This is a genomic window from Streptomyces sp. NPDC033221 (genome assembly GCF_055577005.1).
Map to the genome: position 1 here is coordinate 1 of NZ_JBVIQN010000053.1, position 16634 is coordinate 16634.

Below are 16634 nucleotides of genomic sequence, written 5' to 3' on the forward strand. Positions count from 1 at the left end.
TCCCCCCCCCCCCCCCCCCCCCCCCCCCCCCCCCCCCCCCCCCCCCCCCCCCCCCCCCCCCCCCCCCCCCCCCCCCCCCCCCCCCCCCCCCGCCGGGTCAGCGCGCCGTCTGCTCGTGGACGTACTCCACGAGGCGGGTCAGCGCGGCCGGGTCGGTGTTGGGCAGCACGCCGTGGCCCAGGTTGAAGATGTGGCCCTCCAGGCCGGCGGCCGCGTCCAGCACCTCGCGGGCCTTGGTCTCGACCGCCTCGCGCGGCGCGAACAGCACGGCGGGGTCGATGTTGCCCTGGAGCGCCTTGCCGGGACCGACGCGGCGGACCGCCTCGTCCAGCGGGATGCGCCAGTCGACGCCGACGACGTCCGCGCCCGCCTCACCCATCAGGCCCAGCAGCTCACCGGTGCCGACACCGAAGTGGATGCGCGGGACGCCGTACCCGGACACCGCCTCGAAGACCTTGGCGGAGGCCGGAAGGACGGAGCGGCGGTAATCGGCGGGGGCCAGCGCGCCCACCCAGGAGTCGAAGAGCTGCACGGCGCTCGCGCCCGCCTCGATCTGCACCTTCAGGAACGCGGAGGTGATCCCGGACAGGCGGTCGAGCAGGTCGGCCCAGAGCTGCGGGTCGCCGTACATCATCGCCTTGGTGTGCTCGTGGTTGCGGGACGGGCCGCCCTCGACGAGGTAGCTGGCGAGCGTGAAGGGCGCACCCGCGAAGCCGATCAGCGGCGTGCCGCCCAGCTCGCCGACGAGCATCCGCACGGCCTCGGTGACGTACGCGACGTCGTCCGGCTCCAGCGGGCGCAGCTGCTCCAGGTCGGCGCGCGTACGGATCGGCTTCTCGACGACCGGGCCGACGCCCGGCTTGATGTCCAGGTCGACGCCGATGGCCTTCAGGGGCACGACGATGTCGCTGAAGTAGATCGCCGCGTCGACGCCGTGCCGGCGGACCGGCTGGAGGGTGATCTCGGTGACCAGCTCCGGCATCATGCAGGATTCGAGCATCGCGGTGCCCTCGCGGACCTTGCGGTACTCGGGCAGCGACCGCCCGGCCTGGCGCATGAACCACACCGGCGTGTGCGGCACCGGCTCCCGCCGGCAGGCCTTGAGGAAGGCCGAGTCGTGCGTACCGGTCTGCTGCTGGCCCGTCGGGCGGTCGTTGACGCTCACGTACCAAATCTTCGCACGCGCGCGAGGGCGCCTCCGAATGGGCGACGCGCGCACCGGGTGTCCTCCCTCACCGAGCGGCTCCTTCCGCCTAACCTTCCGGGCATGGCTGCGGCTCACGAACACCTCGCGGACAGCGCGGACAACGTCCCCATCCCCTTCCGTCAGGCGATCGAGGCGCTCCGCACGGCACGGCTGCGTCCCGAGATCGAGATCGAGCCGACGCCCGCGCCCAAGCGCCTCGCGCCTCACGCGTACGCGCTGGAGGCGGCGGTCGTCGAGCCGGGCACCGGTCCCGAGGGGGAGGACACCGATCTCGCCGACGGGAGACTGGTGCTGCTGCACGACCCGGCCGGGCACGAGGCCTGGCAGGGCACCTTCCGGGTGGTGACGCTGGCCCGCGCCGAGCTGGAGCCGGAAATGGGCTCCGACCCGCTGCTCCCCGAGGTCTCCTGGTCCTGGCTCACGGGGGCGCTGGACGCGCGCGGCGTGCGGTACGGGGAACCGAGCGGCACGGTCACCCGCGCCAGTTCGCACTACTTCGGCGGGCTCGCGGACCGGGCCCCGGCGACCCAGATCGAGATGCGCGCCTCGTGGACCCCGGAGGAGGGGCAGGGCGGCGTACCGGATCTCGCGGCCCACCTCAGCGCGTGGTGCGATCTGCTGTGCCAGGTGGCGGGACTGCCGCCGGTCACTCACGAGCCGTCACCGCGCGGCGGGGTCGTACCGCTGCCGCAGCGCAGGGGGCCGCAGGCGCGCTGATGCGCCCGGCGTACGGAAGTACCGGGGAGCGCGCGCGTCCGCCTGCCCGCCGGCGTGCTGGTGCACCGGCCCGCGTACGGCGGTGACGAGCGATGTACGGACGCACTTCCCGGCGCGGCCGCGCATCCACCGGCGCGTGACCGCGCCCCCTGTCGCGCCACCTGACGGGACGGCAGGTACCGGCCTGCCCCGCGACGCTCGAACGGTTTCACGGCAACCTTCCGCCGCAGGATCACTCCAAAGTCGATCAAGCGACCGATTTGCCCGAAATGAACCTAACTAAGTTGAGATCAAACTCTAAAGTCGGGCCGGTTTGATGCCGAAGAGGTCAGTGACCCTTCAAAGACGGAGTATTCCGACTCGCCCCCAAATGTCGGCGCCCGTCCCGCCACTCCCCCAGGAGGCCCGGTGTCAGTTCTCCTCGAGCAACCTTCGAGCCTGGTCGCCTACCGCCCGAACAAGCCGACGGCCATGGTCGTCGTGGCCGACCCTCGCGTCCGCTCCACCGTCACCCGCCATCTGTGGGCCCTCGGAGTACGTGACGTGATCGAGGCGTCGTCCATCGCGGAGGCCCGTCCCCGCGTCGGCAGCCCACGCGACATCTGCGTTGCCGACGTCCACCTGCCCGACGGCTCCGGCCTGACCCTGCTGTCCGAGACCCGGGCCGCGGGGTGGCCCAACGGCCTCGCCCTCTCCGCCGCCGACGACATCGGCGCCGTTCGCAACGCCCTCGCCGGCGGCGTCAAGGGATACGTCGTCACCGGCACCCGCACGAACCTCGGCCTCCCGGGCCGCCCCGGCGCCGCACCCATCGGCGCCAACGCCGCCCGGATGCACCGCCGCCCCCCGGGCGCCCCCGGCCACCCGGGCGGCTACCGCGAACTGTCCGGACGCGAGGTCGAGGTGCTGCGGCTGGTTGCGGAGGGCCAGTCCAACAAGGCCATCGGCGTCTCGATGGGCCTGTCGGCACTGACCGTCAAGAGCCACCTCGCCCGCATCGCCCGCAAGCTGGGCACCGGTGACCGGGCCGGCATGGTCGCCGTCGCCCTGCGCACCGGCATCATCCACTGACTCCCGGCCCCGAATCCGCCGTCACGCCCGTCGAGGGAACGTTCCCTCGGCGGGCGCCGTGCATACACAGATACCCTTGACTGGTGACCGACGCCCAAAAGACCGCAGAAGACTCGACACTGCGAACAACCGGAGACGCCCCTCCGGACACCCGCCCGGCGCCGGTCCCCCTACTGGAACCGCACGAGGGCACCCCCGCCGTGACCGCGGCGGCCGAGGAACTTGCCGAAGTCGTGTCGGCCTTCGCGGCCGGAACGGGTCCGGTGGCGGTGGACGCCGAGCGGGCCTCCGGCTACCGCTACGGCCAGCGCGCCTACCTCGTACAACTGCGCCGCGAAGGCGCCGGCAGCGTCCTGATCGACCCGGTCGGCTGCCCCGACCTCTCCGCGCTGGGCGAGGCGATCGCCGGCACCGAGTGGGTCCTGCACGCCGCCACCCAGGACCTGCCCTGCCTGCGCGACATAGGCATGATCCCGTCCCGCCTCTTCGACACCGAGCTGGCCGGCCGCCTCGCCGGCTTCGCCCGGGTCGGCCTCGGCGCGATGGTGGAGAACGTCCTCGGCTACGCCCTGGAGAAGGGCCACTCCGCCGTGGACTGGTCCACCCGCCCGCTGCCCGAGCCCTGGCTGCGCTACGCCGCACTCGACGTCGAGCTGCTGGTGGACCTGCGCGACGCCCTGGAAGAGGAACTGGGACGCCAGGGCAAGCTCGAATGGGCCCACCAGGAGTTCGCGGCCATCGCCGCCGCTCCCCCGGCGCCGCCCCGCAAGGACCCCTGGCGCCGCACCTCCGGAATGCACAAGGTGCGCCGCCGCCGGCAGATGGCCGTCGTACGGGAACTGTGGACCGCGCGGGACCAGGTCGCCCAGCGGCGCGACGTCTCACCGGGCAAGGTGCTCGGCGACGCCGCGATCGTCGAGGCGGCCCTGAACCTGCCGCCCAACACCCACGCCCTCGCCACCCTCAACGGCTTCGGCCACCGCATGGGCCGCCGCCAGCTGGAACAGTGGCAGGCCGCCGTGGACCGCGCCCGCGCCCTGCCGGACAGCGAACTGCCGCAGCCCGGCCAGCCGCTGAACGGCCCGCCGCCGCCCCGCTCCTGGGCCGACAAGGACCCGGCCGCCGCGGCCCGGCTGTCCGCCGCCCGTGCCGCGGTGACCGCGCTGGCCGAGGACCTCAACCTCCCCCAGGAGAACCTGATCACCCCGGACACGGTGCGGCGCCTGTGCTGGGAGCCGCCCGCCGAACCCACCGAGGAGACGGTCGCCGCCGTACTGGCCGGCCACGGCGCCCGCCCCTGGCAGATCGAGCAGGTCGCCCCGATCCTCACCGAGGCCCTGCACACCACCGGAGCCTGATCCTCCGGGGGCGGACCGGAAATCCCGGCCCGCCCCCGCCGGCTCAGTCCCGGTCGATGTGCTCGCGCAGGATCTTCCGGTCCGTCGCGTCCACGTCGAACGTGGTCTTGTTCCAGTCGTTCGTGGTCACGACGTCCACCGACCAGATCTCCTTCTTCTGGTCGTTGTCGTCCAGCTCCACCGCGGTGACCGTGCCGCTCTTCTTGCCGGTCGCGGTGGCCGCCGCCTGCTGCGGCGTGACGGTGGCCCGCTTCAGCCGGCCGGCCAGTTTCTTCTTGTCGTCGCCGTCCTCCCCCTCGCCCCGCGGCTTGTCCGCCTTCCCGGACACCGCGTCGACGCGCACCGCGCTCTCCGTGCCGTCCGCGGCCGCCACCTTCGCGTGCCACTCGGGCTTCCCCCCGGCCCCACGCTTCAGCTCCACCGCAACCGGCTTCGAACCCGCCACGGCCGCCGTGGCCGCCTTCAGCGCCTGGTCGTACGAGATCTTGGCCTCCGGGACGAGGGTCTTGCGCGAGCGCTGGTCCTCGGTCATCGCACCCGGCGACCCCGCACCCCCCTTCGACGGTGACGCCCCGGAGGCCGCAGCCGAAGGCGAGGCCGACGAGCCGCCCCCTCCCCCGTCATCGTCCCCGCACCCGGCCAGCAGCCCACCGGCCAAGGCGACAGCGCACACAGCCCCGACAGCCCGAACACGCTTGGTCATGCCTACGCTCCCATCCGTATCCATATCCGCACCATAAAGCCGCAATACGCCACAATCCCCCCAGGCCGCGCATCCGGCCGAAGTCCCTCGGGTGCCCGAGCCGCACACCTCCACACACCGATCCCCAGCCACCACATCGGGAAAGCCGCAAGGCGACCGGGACTCGGATCCACCCACCGGACCGACCACGCACGACCCGCACCCCGACCAGGCGACCGCACGACCCGCAACCCCGTCGACGAAGTCGACATTGTGACCTTCGCCGCTTACCCCGACAGGACTGTGCAGCCCAGTTACTCGCAAGTAGCATGAGGACCGTGACGCGCCCGAGGGCGCGCCCGCAGCAGTGCCACCCCGCACCTGGAGGAGAGCCAACGTGCCTCGTACCGCTAGGGACGTCGTCTTCGTCGACGGCGTCCGCACCCCGTTCGGCAAGGCGGGCCCGAAGGGCATCTACCACGAGACCCGCGCCGACGACCTGGTCGTCAAGTGCATCCGGGAGCTGCTGCGCCGCAACCCGGACCTCGACCCGGCCCGTATCGACGAGGTCGCCCTCGCCGCCACGACCCAGATCGGCGACCAGGGCCTGACCCTGGGCCGTACCGCCGGCATCCTGGCCGGCCTGCCGCAGTCCGTCCCCGGCTTCTCCATCGACCGGATGTGCGCCGGTGCCATGACCGCCGTGACGAGCATCGCGGGCGGCGTCTCCTTCGGTGCGTACGACATCGCCGTGGCCGGCGGCGTCGAGCACATGGGCCGCCACCCCATGGGCGAGGGCGTCGACCCCAACCCGCGCTTCGTCAGCGAGAAGCTGGTCGACCAGTCGGCCCTCTTCATGGGCATGACGGCGGAGAACCTCCACGACCGCCTCCCCCACCTCACCAAGCAGCGCGCCGACGCGTACGCGGTACGCAGCCAGGAGAAGGCCGCCAAGGCGTACGCCGACGGCAAGATCCAGGCCGACCTGGTGCCGGTCTCGGTGCGCCGCACCAACGCGGAGGCCGGCGAGACCGGCTGGGGCCTGGCGACCGCCGACGAGCCGATGCGGCCGGGCACCACCCTTGAGAACCTCGCGGGTCTCAAGACGCCCTTCCGTCCGCACGGCCGCGTCACCGCCGGCAACGCGGCGGGCCTGAACGACGGTGCCACCGCCTCGCTGATCGCCGCCGAGGACGTGGCCCGCGAGCTGGGCCTGCCGGTCAAGATGCGCCTGGTGGACTACGCCTTCGCGGGCGTGGAGCCGGAGGTCATGGGCATCGGCCCGGTCCCGGCGACCGAGAAGGCCCTCGCCAAGGCGGGGCTGACCATCGACGACATCGGCCTCTTCGAGGTCAACGAGGCGTTCGCCGTCCAGGTGCTGTCACTGCTGGACCACTACGGCATCGCGGACGACGACCCGCGCGTCAACCAGTACGGCGGCGCGATCGCCTTCGGCCACCCCCTCGCCTCCTCCGGCGTGCGTCTGATGACGCAGCTGGCGCGGCAGTTCGAGGAGCAGCCGCACGTCCGCTACGGCATCACCTCCATGTGCGTCGGCTTCGGCATGGGCGGCACGGTCATCTGGGAGAACCCGCACTTCGAGGGAGCAGGCAAGTGAGCACTACGACAGAACTGCTCAAGGGCGCGGCCGAGCTGTTCCCCGACGAGGTCGTCACCCAGGCGCACGTCCGGCACCTGGAGCTGCCGGGCGCCGGCACCTTCGCGCTGATCACGCTGGACAACGGCCTGGACCACACCAAGCCGACCACCTTCGGCCCGCAGTCGCTGGCGAACCTGGACGCCGCGGTCGACCAGGTCGAGGCGGAGGCCAAGGACGGCAAGATCGTCGGCGTCGGTGTCACCGGCAAGCCGTTCATCTTCGCCGTCGGCGCCGACCTCAAGGGTGTCGAGCTGCTCAAGCGGCACGAGGACGCGCTGGCCATCGGCAAGGGCGGCCACGACGTCTTCAAGCGGCTGTCCGGCCTGGCCGTACCGACCTTCGCGTACTACAACGGTGCCGCGATGGGCGGCGGCGTCGAGGTCGGTCTGCACTGCACGTACCGCACCGTCTCCAAGGCGCTGCCCGCGTTCTCGCTGCCCGAGGTCTTCCTCGGCCTGGTGCCCGGCTGGGGCGGCTGTGTACTGCTGCCGAACCTGATCGGCGCCGACCGCGCGGTCTCGGTGATCATCGAGAACTCGCTCAACCAGAACAAGCAGCTCAAGGGCCAGCAGGTCTACGACCTGGGCATCGCCGACGCGATCTTCGAGGGCGCCGACTTCCTGGAGCAGTCGCTGCTGTGGACCGCCTCGGTCCTCAAGGGCGACACCGAGGTCGTACGGGCCGACGTCGACCGCGGCGAGGCCTGGGACCAGGCCGTCCAGCGCGGCAAGGGCATCGCGGACAGCAAGGTGCACGGCGCCGCCCCGGCCGCGTACCGCGCGCTGGACATCATCGCCGCCGCCAAGAACGGCGACCTGCGCCAGGGCTTCGACGCCGAGGACCAGGCCCTCGCGGACCTGATCATGGGCGGCGAGCTGCGCAGCGGCATCTACTCGTTCAACCTGGTGCAGAAGCGCGCGAAGCGCCCCGCCGGCGCCCCGGACAAGTCGCTGGCGCGCCCGGTCACCAAGGTGGGCGTCGTCGGCGCGGGCCTGATGGCCTCGCAGCTGGCGCTGCTGTTCGCGCGCCGTCTGGAGGTGCCGGTCGTGCTGACCGACATCGACCAGGCCCGGATCGACAAGGGCGTCGAGTACGTCCACGGCGAGATCGACAAGCTGCTCCTGAAGGGCCGCGTCAACCAGGACAAGGCCAACCGCCTCAAGGGCCTGGTCAGCGGCCACCTCGACAAGGCCACCGCCTTCGGCGACGCGGACTTCGTCATCGAGGCCGTCTTCGAGGAGATGGGCGTCAAGCAGCAGGTGTTCGCCGAGGTCGAGGCGGTCGTGCCGGAGCACGCCATCCTCGCCACCAACACCTCGTCCCTCTCGGTCACCGAGATGGCGTCCAAGCTCAAGCACCCCGAGCGGGTCGTGGGCTTCCACTTCTTCAACCCGGTCGCGATCCTGCCGCTGCTGGAGATCGTGCGCGCCGAGCAGACCGACGACGCGTCGCTGGCCACCGCGTTCTCCGTCGCCAAGTCGCTGAAGAAGACGGCCGTGCTGGTCAAGGACGCCCCGGCGTTCGTGGTCAACCGCATCCTGACCCGCTTCATGGGCGAGATCCAGAACGTCATCGACGAGGGCACCCCGGTCGAGACCGCCGAGAAGGCCATCGAGCCCCTCGGGCTGCCGATGTCACCGCTGGTGCTGCTGGAGCTGGTCGGCCCGGCGATCGGCCTGCACGTCTCCGAGACGCTGCACGGCGCCTTCCCGGAGCGCTTCACCGTCTCGCCGAACCTGGCCGCCGTGGTCAAGGCCGGCAAGCGCGGCTTCTACGTCTACGACTCCGGCAAGCCGGAGCTGGACCCGGAGGTCGCCGCCCTCCTCAAGCAGGGCGACTCCGTCCTGACCGAGGAGCAGGTCCGCGACCGCGTCCTGGACGCCGTCGCGCAGGAGATCGGCCTGATGCTGGACGAGGGCGTGGTCGCCGAGGCGCAGGACATCGACCTGTGCCTGATCACCGGCGCCGGCTGGCCCTTCCACCTGGGCGGCATCACGCCGTACCTCGACCGCGAGGGCGTCTCCGAGCGCGTCAACGGCAAGAAGTTCCTCGCCCAGGGCGTGGCGAGCGTGCCCGCGTAAGGCTGCGGCACCGTTTCACCGGCTGCCCTGGTACCGCTGCTCAGCGGTGCCGGGGCAGCCGTGTTTCCAGCGACGGCACGAGGGCCGCTCTCAGTGGTGCCACGGCAGCCATACGGGCTCGGCCGGCACCCGGCCGCCGCACACATCCGCGAGCAGCGGCGGCAGCCCGTACGGGAAGACCGTTTCATCCGTCGTGGTCAGTTCGTCCACCGGCCACCAGCGGTGGCCCGTGATGGAGGCGGTCTCGTGCTCCGCGAAGCCGCTGGTGTCGACTCGGTACGGGGCGACGCGGTGCAGGAAGAACACGTCCTCGAACCGGCCGCTCGCCCACGGCAGTTCCGCATACCCGGAGGTACGGGCGACCAGCGGCCCCAGCGCGTCGGGCGCCACCCGCAGCCCGGTCTCCTCCGCCAGCTCCCGCGCCGCCGCCGCGCGCAGCGGCTCCCCTTCCTGCACGCTGCCGCCGGGAGTGAACCAACAGTGCCCGGCGTCGGGGCGGGCAGGGTCGAGGTAGCCGCGGAAGAGCAGCAGGCTGTCGTCCGTGCCGAGGAGCAGGACGCGGGCGGAACGGCGTACCGGGTGGGATCGGTTCTCGGTCGTGGGCATCCCGGCAGCGTACGGCCGCGCCCACGGTGTCCGACAGGATTTTTCCCCGTGCCACGCTGGAACCATGAGCACTCTGGTGGTCGTGGACGCGGCCAACACCGTCCGGCGCGGGGGCGGCGGCTGACACCGCCGCCCGGCCCGCCGCCCGGCCTCACCCGCGACCCGTGCGTCCGTTCGTCCGGCCGTTCATCCGGCTGTGGCCGCGCCCGTACGCGAAGTACACGACGAAGCCGATCAGCATCCAGACACCGAACCGCAGCCATGTCTCCGCGGGCAGGTTGAGCATCAGCCAGAGCGAGGCCAGCACCGACAGGGCCGGGACGAACGGCACCAGCGGCGTACGGAAGGAGCGGGGCAGGTCCGGGCGGGAGCGGCGCAGGATGACGACGCCGAGCGCGACCACGACGAAAGCGAACAGCGTGCCGATGTTGACCAGTTCCGCGAGCTCGTCGATCGAGGTGAACCCGGCCACGACGGCGACCACGACGCCGAGGGCGACGGTCGACCGGTACGGGGTGCCGAAGCGCGGGTGGACCTGCGAGAACAGCTTCGGCAACAGGCCGTCGCGGCTCATCGCGAAGAAGACCCGGCTCTGGCCGAGCAGCAGGATCATGCAGACCGAGGTCAGGCCGACGGCCGCGCCGAAGCTGATCAGCCCCGCCCAGAACGGGTGCCCGACGGACTTGAACGCATCGGCGAGCGGGGCGTCCGTGGACAGTTCGCTGTACTTCTGCATCCCGGTGACGACGATCGACACGGCGACGTACAGCACCGTGCAGATGGCCAGCGAGCCGAGGATGCCGCGCGGTACGTCGCGCTGCGGGAGGCGGGTCTCCTCGGCGGCGGTGGCGACGATGTCGAAGCCGATGAAGGCGAAGAAAACGACCGCGGCGGCCGCGAAGACGCCCATCACGCCGAAGTCGGCCGGGGTGAAGCCGAAGACGAGCTGCGACAGCGGCGCCGCGAGGCCGTCGCCGCCCTCGGTGGCCCGGCTCGGCGGGATGAACGGCTCGTAGTTGGCGCCGGTGATGAAGAAGGCGCCCGCGATGATGACGAGCAGGACGACGGTGACCTTGATACCGACGATCACCGAGGTCACCCGGGAGGACAGCTTCATGCCGACGACGAGGATCGCGGTCAGGACCAGCACCAGGAAACACGCCAGCAGATCGAACCCGAAGGTCCCCTCGTGCGTACCGGACAGCCCCTGCGGCAGCTGGACCCCGGCGGTGTCCAGCAGCGAGCGGACGTAACCCGACCAGCCGACGGCGACCACCGCGCAGCCCAGCGCCAGCTCCAGCACGAGGTCCCAGCCGATGATCCAGGCGGGCAGCTCGCCGAGCGAGGCGTACGAGAAGGTGTACGCGGAGCCGGCCACCGGCACGGTCGAGGCGAACTCCGCGTAGCAGAGCGCGGCCAGCGCGCAGACCAGGCCGGCGGCGACGAAGGAGAGGGCGACGGCCGGGCCCGCCGTCTCCTTGGCGATCTTGCCGGTGAGGACGAAGATGCCGGTCCCGATGACGACGCCGACGCCGAAGACCGTCAGGTCGAGGGCGGAGAGGGACTTCTTGAGCGCGTGCTCCGGCTCCTCGGTGTCCCGGATCGACTCCTCGACCGTCTTGGTCCGGAACAGCCCGTCACGACGCCCCCGGACACCGCCCCCGCCGCCTCTGCCGTCCCCGCCGCTGCCGCGGTCCGGTCCGTTCCCCGTGCCCCGCTGTGTGCTGCTCATGGGCCAACCTCCGCCTGGACGACCGTCGCGACTCGTGAACTGACCGAGTCTGCGCAATGGTCGGGACGAGTACGGTGCGGCGGGCCTGCGCGCGGCGGGGATTCACCCGATGGTACGGACGGGCGGATATGCCGACGGGCCGGTGGTTGCACCCGTTCGGGTGGCCCACCAGCCCATCGTATGACCGTTCGGCGGTGTTTGTGCAGGGTTGCGCGTCGGGTTTGTGCCAACTTGAGCGGCGCGTGTGCGTCCGGTGAACGGCCGATGCAACCGGTCACCTATTCGTGTGTACGCGTCCATCTGCCGGCCGCACATCCCCCACAGGGAGAACCGGCCGCGCCGGTTCCCCCTGCCGCCGCCGTCAGTCGCGGGCGGCCTCGGCCCGCTCGGCGTCGTCCGCGGCGCCCACGGACTCCGCGGCGTCCACGGACCGGTCCGTACCCTCGTACCGGCCGTCGATCTTGGACACCAGACCCGTCACCTGCCGGGCGATGTCCGGCGCGGTGAGCCCGATCTCGGCCAGGATCTCCTTGCGGGAGGCGTGGTCGAGGAAGCGCTCCGGAATACCGAAGTCACGCAGCGGCACGTCCACGCCCGCGTCCCGCAGCGCCTGCGCGACCGCGGAGCCGACACCGCCCGAGCGGCTGTTGTCCTCGACGGTCACCACGACGCGGTGCCCGTCGGCCAGCCCCGGCAGCGCCGCGTCGACCGGCTTGACCCAGCGCGGGTCCACGACCGTCGTCGAGATGCCCTGCTTGTCGAGCAGGCCGGCGATCTCCAGGCACATCGGCGCCAGCGCGCCCACCGACACCAGCAGCACGTCGGGCCGCTCCACGCCCGCTCCGGGCTCGCGCAGCACGTCCATACCGCCGATCCGGCCCACGGCCTCCACGGCCGGGCCGACCGCGCCCTTCGAGTAGCGCACGACGGTCGGGGCGTCGTCGACCTCGACGGCCTCGCGCAGCTGGGCACGGACCTGGTCGGCGTCGCGCGGGGCGGCGATCCGCAGGCCGGGCACGACCTGGAGGATCGACATGTCCCACATGCCGTTGTGCGACGCGCCGTCGGTGCCGGTGACACCCGCCCGGTCCAGGACGAAGGTGACGCCGCACTTGTGCAGCGCGACGTCCATCAGGACCTGGTCGAAGGCACGGTTGAGGAACGTGGCGTACACGGCGAAGACGGGGTGCAGACCACCGGTGGCCAGCCCCGCCGCGGAGACGGCGGCGTGCTGCTCGGCGATACCGACGTCGTACACCCGGTCGGGGAAGGACTTGGCGAACTTGTCCAGACCCACCGGCTGCAGCATGGCGGCCGTGATCGCGACGATGTCCTCGCGCTCGCGGCCGAGCTTGACCATCTCCTCGCCGAAGACCGAGGTCCAGTCGGCGCCGGAGGAGGCGATCGGCAGGCCCGTGTCCGGGTGGATCTTGCCGACGGCGTGGAAGCGGTCCGCCTCGTCCTGCAGGGCGGGCTGGTAGCCGCGCCCCTTCTCGGTCAGACAGTGCACGATGACCGGGCCGCCGAAGCGCTTGGCGCGCTGCAGCGCGGACTCCAGAGCCACTATGTCGTGCCCGTCGATCGGCCCGACGTACTTCAGCCCCAGGTCCTCGAACATGCCCTGCGGGGCGATGAAGTCCTTCAGGCCCTTCTTGGCGCCGTGCAGTGTCTCGTACAGCGGCCTGCCGACGACCGGGGTGCGCTCCAGCAGGTCCTTGCCGCGGGCGAGGAAGCGCTCGTAACCGTCGGTGGTGCGCAGGGTGGCGAGGTGGTTGGCGAGGCCGCCGATGGTCGGCGCGTACGAGCGCTCGTTGTCGTTGACGACGATGACCAGGGGGCGGTCCTTGGCGGCCGCGATGTTGTTCAGCGCCTCCCAGGCCATGCCGCCGGTCAGCGCGCCGTCCCCGATGACCGCGACGACATGATCGTTTTTGCGCAGCACCTCGTTGGCCTTGGCCAGACCGTCGGCCCAGCCCAGGACGGTGGAGGCGTGGCTGTTCTCGATGACGTCGTGCTCGGACTCGGCCTGCGACGGGTAGCCGGACAGGCCGCCCTTCATCTTCAGCTTCGCGAAGTCCTGGCGGCCGGTGAGCAGCTTGTGGACGTAGGACTGGTGTCCCGTGTCCCACAGCACCTTGTCCTTCGGCGACTCGAAGACCCGGTGCAGGGCGATGGTCAGCTCGACCACGCCGAGGTTGGGGCCGAGGTGCCCGCCGGTCTTGGAGACGGCGTCGACGAGGAAGGTACGGATCTCCCCCGCCAGCTGCTCCAGCTGCTCCGGTCCGAGTCGGTCCAGATCGCGCGGTCCCTTGATACGGGTCAGCAGCGCCACCCGTGCCTCCTTGCTGTCGAGCTGGTTCGAGCGATTCGTGCTGCTTCGTGCAGATTCGCCTGGTTGTAGCTGGCTCTGGCTGGTCGAGCTTGCCGATCTGCCGAGTCTAATGTTCCGCTTGCGACGACGGAGAACGGGCCGTGCGATGTATGTCACGCGAATGGCCCTTGGGGGTGGACGGGTGTTCGGCATTCCCGCCGTTGTGGTTGCGGTTCAGGTGTCCTCAAGCGCCGGACGGACTGGGGTTGTGCGGGGCGCGCTTTGCGCGCGGTGTGCCGGGTTGTGGGAGTGCGCGTTGTGCGCGGTCTGGCCGGTGGGTGGGGGGGCTCGGGCCCACGCAGGGGTCACTCTCCCCCAGCCTCCGGCCGGGGGGACCCCCACGGCACCGTGCACGGCGTCGTCGAGGGCTGTTGTGAACCCAGAGATCCGGCTGCCTGCGGGGAGACCCCTGCGTGGACCCGAGCCCCGGCCTGATAGCGGCTCTCCCGCCGCCGTGGCAAGGCCGTGCCGGGCGCCCCTGCGCGCAGCGCAGGGGAAGGCGTCCCCCGTGCGGAGCACGGGGAAGGGTGCCTGCCGTGCGGAGCGCGGCAGGCTGGGTGCGGGACCCGTGAGGTGCGCGTCCTCGGCCGGGTGATGTGAATGGCCTCCCGCGCCCTCCGCCCCGCGAGCCTCCTGGCCTGGTGGGCGCCCAACCAGAGTCACCTTCTTTCCCCTCCCCCCACCGGCAGGGGGTCGCACAACCACGGGAGGGGGCGTGTAGGGGGCCATCCCCGCAGACAGCCGGATGTCTGGGTTCACAACAGCCCTAGACGATGACGTGCACGGTGCCGTGGGGGCACCCCCGGCCGGAGGCTGGGGGAGAGTTGGCCCCCTGCGCGCACCCGCACCCACCACACAACCCATGCGAACCCGGCGCGAAGCGCCACCCCCTCGCGCGAAGCGCAGAGGGCAGGCCCCACCCCGAGGAGGCCCAAGGTCACAGACCAGGGCCCCCAGGCATTTACCGGTGAACCGCGAGCGCAGCTCGCCTCGCCTACACCCGGCCCGCCGTCTTCTGCGTCCTGCGCGACACGGAGTCGATGACGACCGCCGCCAGCAGCACCGCCCCCGTGATCATGAACTGGACGGCCGAGGCGATGCCCAGCAGGGCCATGCCGGAGGCGATGGACTGGATGACCAGGACGCCGAGCAGCGCGGACCATGTCTTGCCGCGGCCGCCGAACAGGCTCGTACCGCCGATGACGGCGGCGGCGATCGCGTTCATGAGCAGGCTGCCGGCGCCGGAGGACTGGTTGGCGGCGTTGATCTGGGAGGCCAGGAACATGCCGCCGACGGCGGCCATCGTGCCGGCGAGGGAGAAGACGGAGATGCGGATGAAGGCGACGTTGATGCCCGCGCGGCGGGCCGCCTCGACGCTGCCGCCGAGGGCGAAGACCTGGCGTCCGTACGTGGTGCGCCGCAGTACGAAGTCGAGGGCCACCACGACGCCCAGGAAGATGACCACCGCGAGCGGCAGGCCCTTGTACTGGTTGAGGAGCCAGGCCACCAGGTAGGCGGGGACGGCGAGGACCACCGTACGCAGGATGATCTCGCTGAGCGGCCTGCTCGGTACGCCCGCGGCCTCCCGTCGGCGCGCGTCGAGCACCGACAGGCCGAGGAAGGCGAGGACGGCGATGGTCGCCAGCCCGTACGCGGCGGCCACGTCGGTGAAGTAGTGGTTGGTGAGCTTGGCGACGAGGCCGCTGTCGTCAAGGTTGATGGTGCCGTTCGAGCCGAGCACCTGGAGCATCAGGCCGTTCCAGCCGAGCAGCCCGGCGAGGGTGACGACGAAGGCGGGTACGCCGATGCGGGCGAAGAAGAAGCCGTGCAGGGCGCCGGCCACGGTGCCGGTGAGGATGGCCAGGATCAGGGCGAGCCATTCCGGCATGCCGTTGTTGATGTTGAGGACGGCGAATACCGCGGCGGCCAGGCCGCTGACCGAGCCGACGGACAGGTCGATCTCGCCGAGGATCAGGACGAAGACGATGCCGACGGCGATCAGCCCGGTGCCGGCGGCCGTCACGAACAGGTTCGAGAGGTTTTCGGCACCGAGGAACGCGGAGTCCTGGAGCTGGAAGACGATGCCGATGACGATGAGCCCGACGATGACCGGCAGGGAGCCCAGTTCGCCGCTGCGCGTCTTGCGGCGGAATTCGTCGAGGTAGCCCTTGAAGCCCTGCTGCCGCACGAGCAGCCGCGGGTCCACGGCGATGACGGCACCCTCGGCAGCGCCCTCGGCGGCACCCTGGGTGCCGCCGGCCGGCTCGTCGCCGGACTTGGACAGGTTGGTGGTCACTTCCGGCCCTCCGCGGTATCGGTACGCGCCTTGCGCCGGGTCACGGCATTGTCCGTGGCGCCGGTGATGGCGGAGATGATCTCTTCCTGGGAGGTGCTGCGAACCTCGAACGTGCCGTTGTTGCGGCCCAGGCGCAGCACCGCCACCCGGTCGGCGACGGCCTTGACGTCCGCCATGTTGTGGCTGATGAGGATGACGCCGAGGCCGCGCTCGCGCAGCCGTTCCACCAGGTCGAGGACCTGGGCGGTCTGTTCGACGCCGAGCGCCGCGGTGGGCTCGTCGAGGATGACGACCTTGGGTTCGCCGAGCAGCGAGCGGGCGATGGCGACGGTCTGCCGCTGGCCGCCGGAGAGCGAGGCGATGGGGATGCGGACGCTCGGGATGCGGATGGCGAGGGTGGCGAGCAGTTCGCGGGCGCGGCGTTCCATCTCGACCTCGTCCAGCACACCGGCCCGGACGAGTTCGCGGCCGAGGAAGAGGTTGCCGACGACGTCGAGGTTGTCACACAGCGCGAGGTCCTGGTAGACGGTCGCGATGCCCAGTTCCTGGGCGGTGTGCGGCCGGTCGACGGTGACGGGCCGGCCCTCCCATTCGACGGTGCCGTCGTCGGCGGGACCGACGCCGGCGATCGCCTTGACGAGGGTGGACTTGCCGGCGCCGTTGTCGCCGACCAGGGCGACGACCTCGCCGGGGTGGATCTCCAGTTCGACATCGGTGAGCGCCTGTACGGCACCGAACCGCTTGGAGATTCCGCGCAACGCCAGCACGGGCGTAGCGGACACGTGAATCATCTCCTTCGCCGCCTGACCGGCGGGGACGCGCCGTCCGGCCCTCGGCGCCCGGTCGGCGGGCG

Annotated in this window: 12 protein-coding genes; 5 read left to right on the plus strand and 7 right to left on the minus strand. The window is 71.5% G+C overall.

Annotation, left to right across the window (positions count from 1 at the left end; all coding sequences use genetic code 11):
- Nucleotides 1-97: 97 nt before the first annotated feature.
- Nucleotides 98-1165 carry a uroporphyrinogen decarboxylase gene (gene hemE, locus ACZ53K_RS39380; RefSeq protein ID WP_468846960.1) on the minus strand — a complete coding sequence of 356 codons (1068 nt, stop codon included), beginning with the start codon at nucleotides 1163-1165 and terminating at the stop codon, nucleotides 98-100.
- A 102-nt stretch (nucleotides 1166-1267) separates the two neighbouring features.
- On the opposite strand from hemE, the gene ACZ53K_RS39385 reads away from it, so the two are divergent.
- The 3 genes from ACZ53K_RS39385 (at nucleotide 1268) to ACZ53K_RS39395 (ending at nucleotide 4353) form a co-directional block, all read left to right on the plus strand.
- A complete protein-coding gene (locus tag ACZ53K_RS39385) occupies nucleotides 1268-1924 on the plus strand; it encodes a DUF3000 domain-containing protein (protein ID WP_468846962.1) in 657 nt (218 codons plus the stop codon).
- A gap of 408 nt (nucleotides 1925-2332) precedes the next feature.
- Entirely contained in the window at nucleotides 2333-2995 is a 663-nt protein-coding gene (locus ACZ53K_RS39390; RefSeq protein WP_003985651.1) for a response regulator transcription factor, read from the plus strand.
- A gap of 83 nt (nucleotides 2996-3078) precedes the next feature.
- On the plus strand, nucleotides 3079-4353 hold the full coding sequence (locus ACZ53K_RS39395; protein ID WP_468846964.1) for a ribonuclease D: 1275 nt from the start codon (nucleotides 3079-3081) through the stop codon (nucleotides 4351-4353).
- A 43-nt stretch (nucleotides 4354-4396) separates the two neighbouring features.
- Here the strand turns inward: ACZ53K_RS39395 and ACZ53K_RS39400 are convergent, their stop codons facing one another.
- Entirely contained in the window at nucleotides 4397-4885 is a 489-nt protein-coding gene (locus tag ACZ53K_RS39400) for a PepSY domain-containing protein (protein ID WP_468846966.1), read from the minus strand.
- 547 nt (nucleotides 4886-5432) lie between these two features.
- Here ACZ53K_RS39400 and ACZ53K_RS39405 point away from each other — a divergent pair.
- The gene (locus ACZ53K_RS39405; RefSeq protein ID WP_468846969.1) at nucleotides 5433-6653 is read left to right on the plus strand and encodes a thiolase family protein; all 1221 of its coding nucleotides are present in this window, start codon (nucleotides 5433-5435) and stop codon (nucleotides 6651-6653) included.
- Entirely contained in the window at nucleotides 6650-8776 is a 2127-nt protein-coding gene (locus tag ACZ53K_RS39410) for a 3-hydroxyacyl-CoA dehydrogenase NAD-binding domain-containing protein (RefSeq protein ID WP_468846972.1), read from the plus strand. Before ACZ53K_RS39405 ends, ACZ53K_RS39410 begins: the two co-directional genes overlap by 4 nt.
- A 90-nt stretch (nucleotides 8777-8866) precedes the next feature.
- Here ACZ53K_RS39410 and ACZ53K_RS39415 read toward each other — a convergent pair whose 3' ends face one another.
- The 5 genes from ACZ53K_RS39415 to ACZ53K_RS39435 form a co-directional block, all read right to left on the minus strand.
- Nucleotides 8867-9382 carry an NUDIX hydrolase gene (locus ACZ53K_RS39415; protein WP_468846975.1) on the minus strand — a complete coding sequence of 172 codons (516 nt, stop codon included), beginning with the start codon at nucleotides 9380-9382 and terminating at the stop codon, nucleotides 8867-8869.
- 151 nt (nucleotides 9383-9533) lie between these two features.
- Nucleotides 9534-11114, minus strand: a complete 1581-nt coding sequence (locus ACZ53K_RS39420) for an amino acid permease (protein WP_468846978.1) — start codon at nucleotides 11112-11114, stop codon at nucleotides 9534-9536.
- 361 nt (nucleotides 11115-11475) lie between these two features.
- Nucleotides 11476-13446, minus strand: coding sequence for a 1-deoxy-D-xylulose-5-phosphate synthase (gene dxs / locus ACZ53K_RS39425; protein ID WP_468846980.1), 1971 nt, complete (start codon nucleotides 13444-13446; stop codon nucleotides 11476-11478).
- A 1033-nt stretch (nucleotides 13447-14479) separates the two neighbouring features.
- Nucleotides 14480-15781 (minus strand): sugar ABC transporter permease, encoded by a 1302-nt coding sequence (locus ACZ53K_RS39430; RefSeq protein WP_468846983.1) that lies wholly within the window; start codon nucleotides 15779-15781, stop codon nucleotides 14480-14482.
- The gene (locus ACZ53K_RS39435; protein ID WP_468846987.1) at nucleotides 15778-16572 is read right to left on the minus strand and encodes an ATP-binding cassette domain-containing protein; all 795 of its coding nucleotides are present in this window, start codon (nucleotides 16570-16572) and stop codon (nucleotides 15778-15780) included. Before ACZ53K_RS39435 ends, ACZ53K_RS39430 begins: the two co-directional genes overlap by 4 nt.
- Between the last annotated feature and the right edge of the window lie 62 nt (nucleotides 16573-16634).

Coding starts and splice junctions, on each gene's coding strand:
- ACZ53K_RS39385 (WP_468846962.1), top strand. CDS start 1,268: ATGGCTGCGGCTCACGAACACCTCGCGGACAGCGCGGACAACGTCCCC.
- ACZ53K_RS39400 (WP_468846966.1), bottom strand. CDS start 4,885: ATGACCGAGGACCAGCGCTCGCGCAAGACCCTCGTCCCGGAGGCCAAG.
- ACZ53K_RS39415 (WP_468846975.1), bottom strand. CDS start 9,382: ATGCCCACGACCGAGAACCGATCCCACCCGGTACGCCGTTCCGCCCGC.
- ACZ53K_RS39420 (WP_468846978.1), bottom strand. CDS start 11,114: ATGAGCAGCACACAGCGGGGCACGGGGAACGGACCGGACCGCGGCAGC.
- ACZ53K_RS39435 (WP_468846987.1), bottom strand. CDS start 16,572: ATGATTCACGTGTCCGCTACGCCCGTGCTGGCGTTGCGCGGAATCTCC.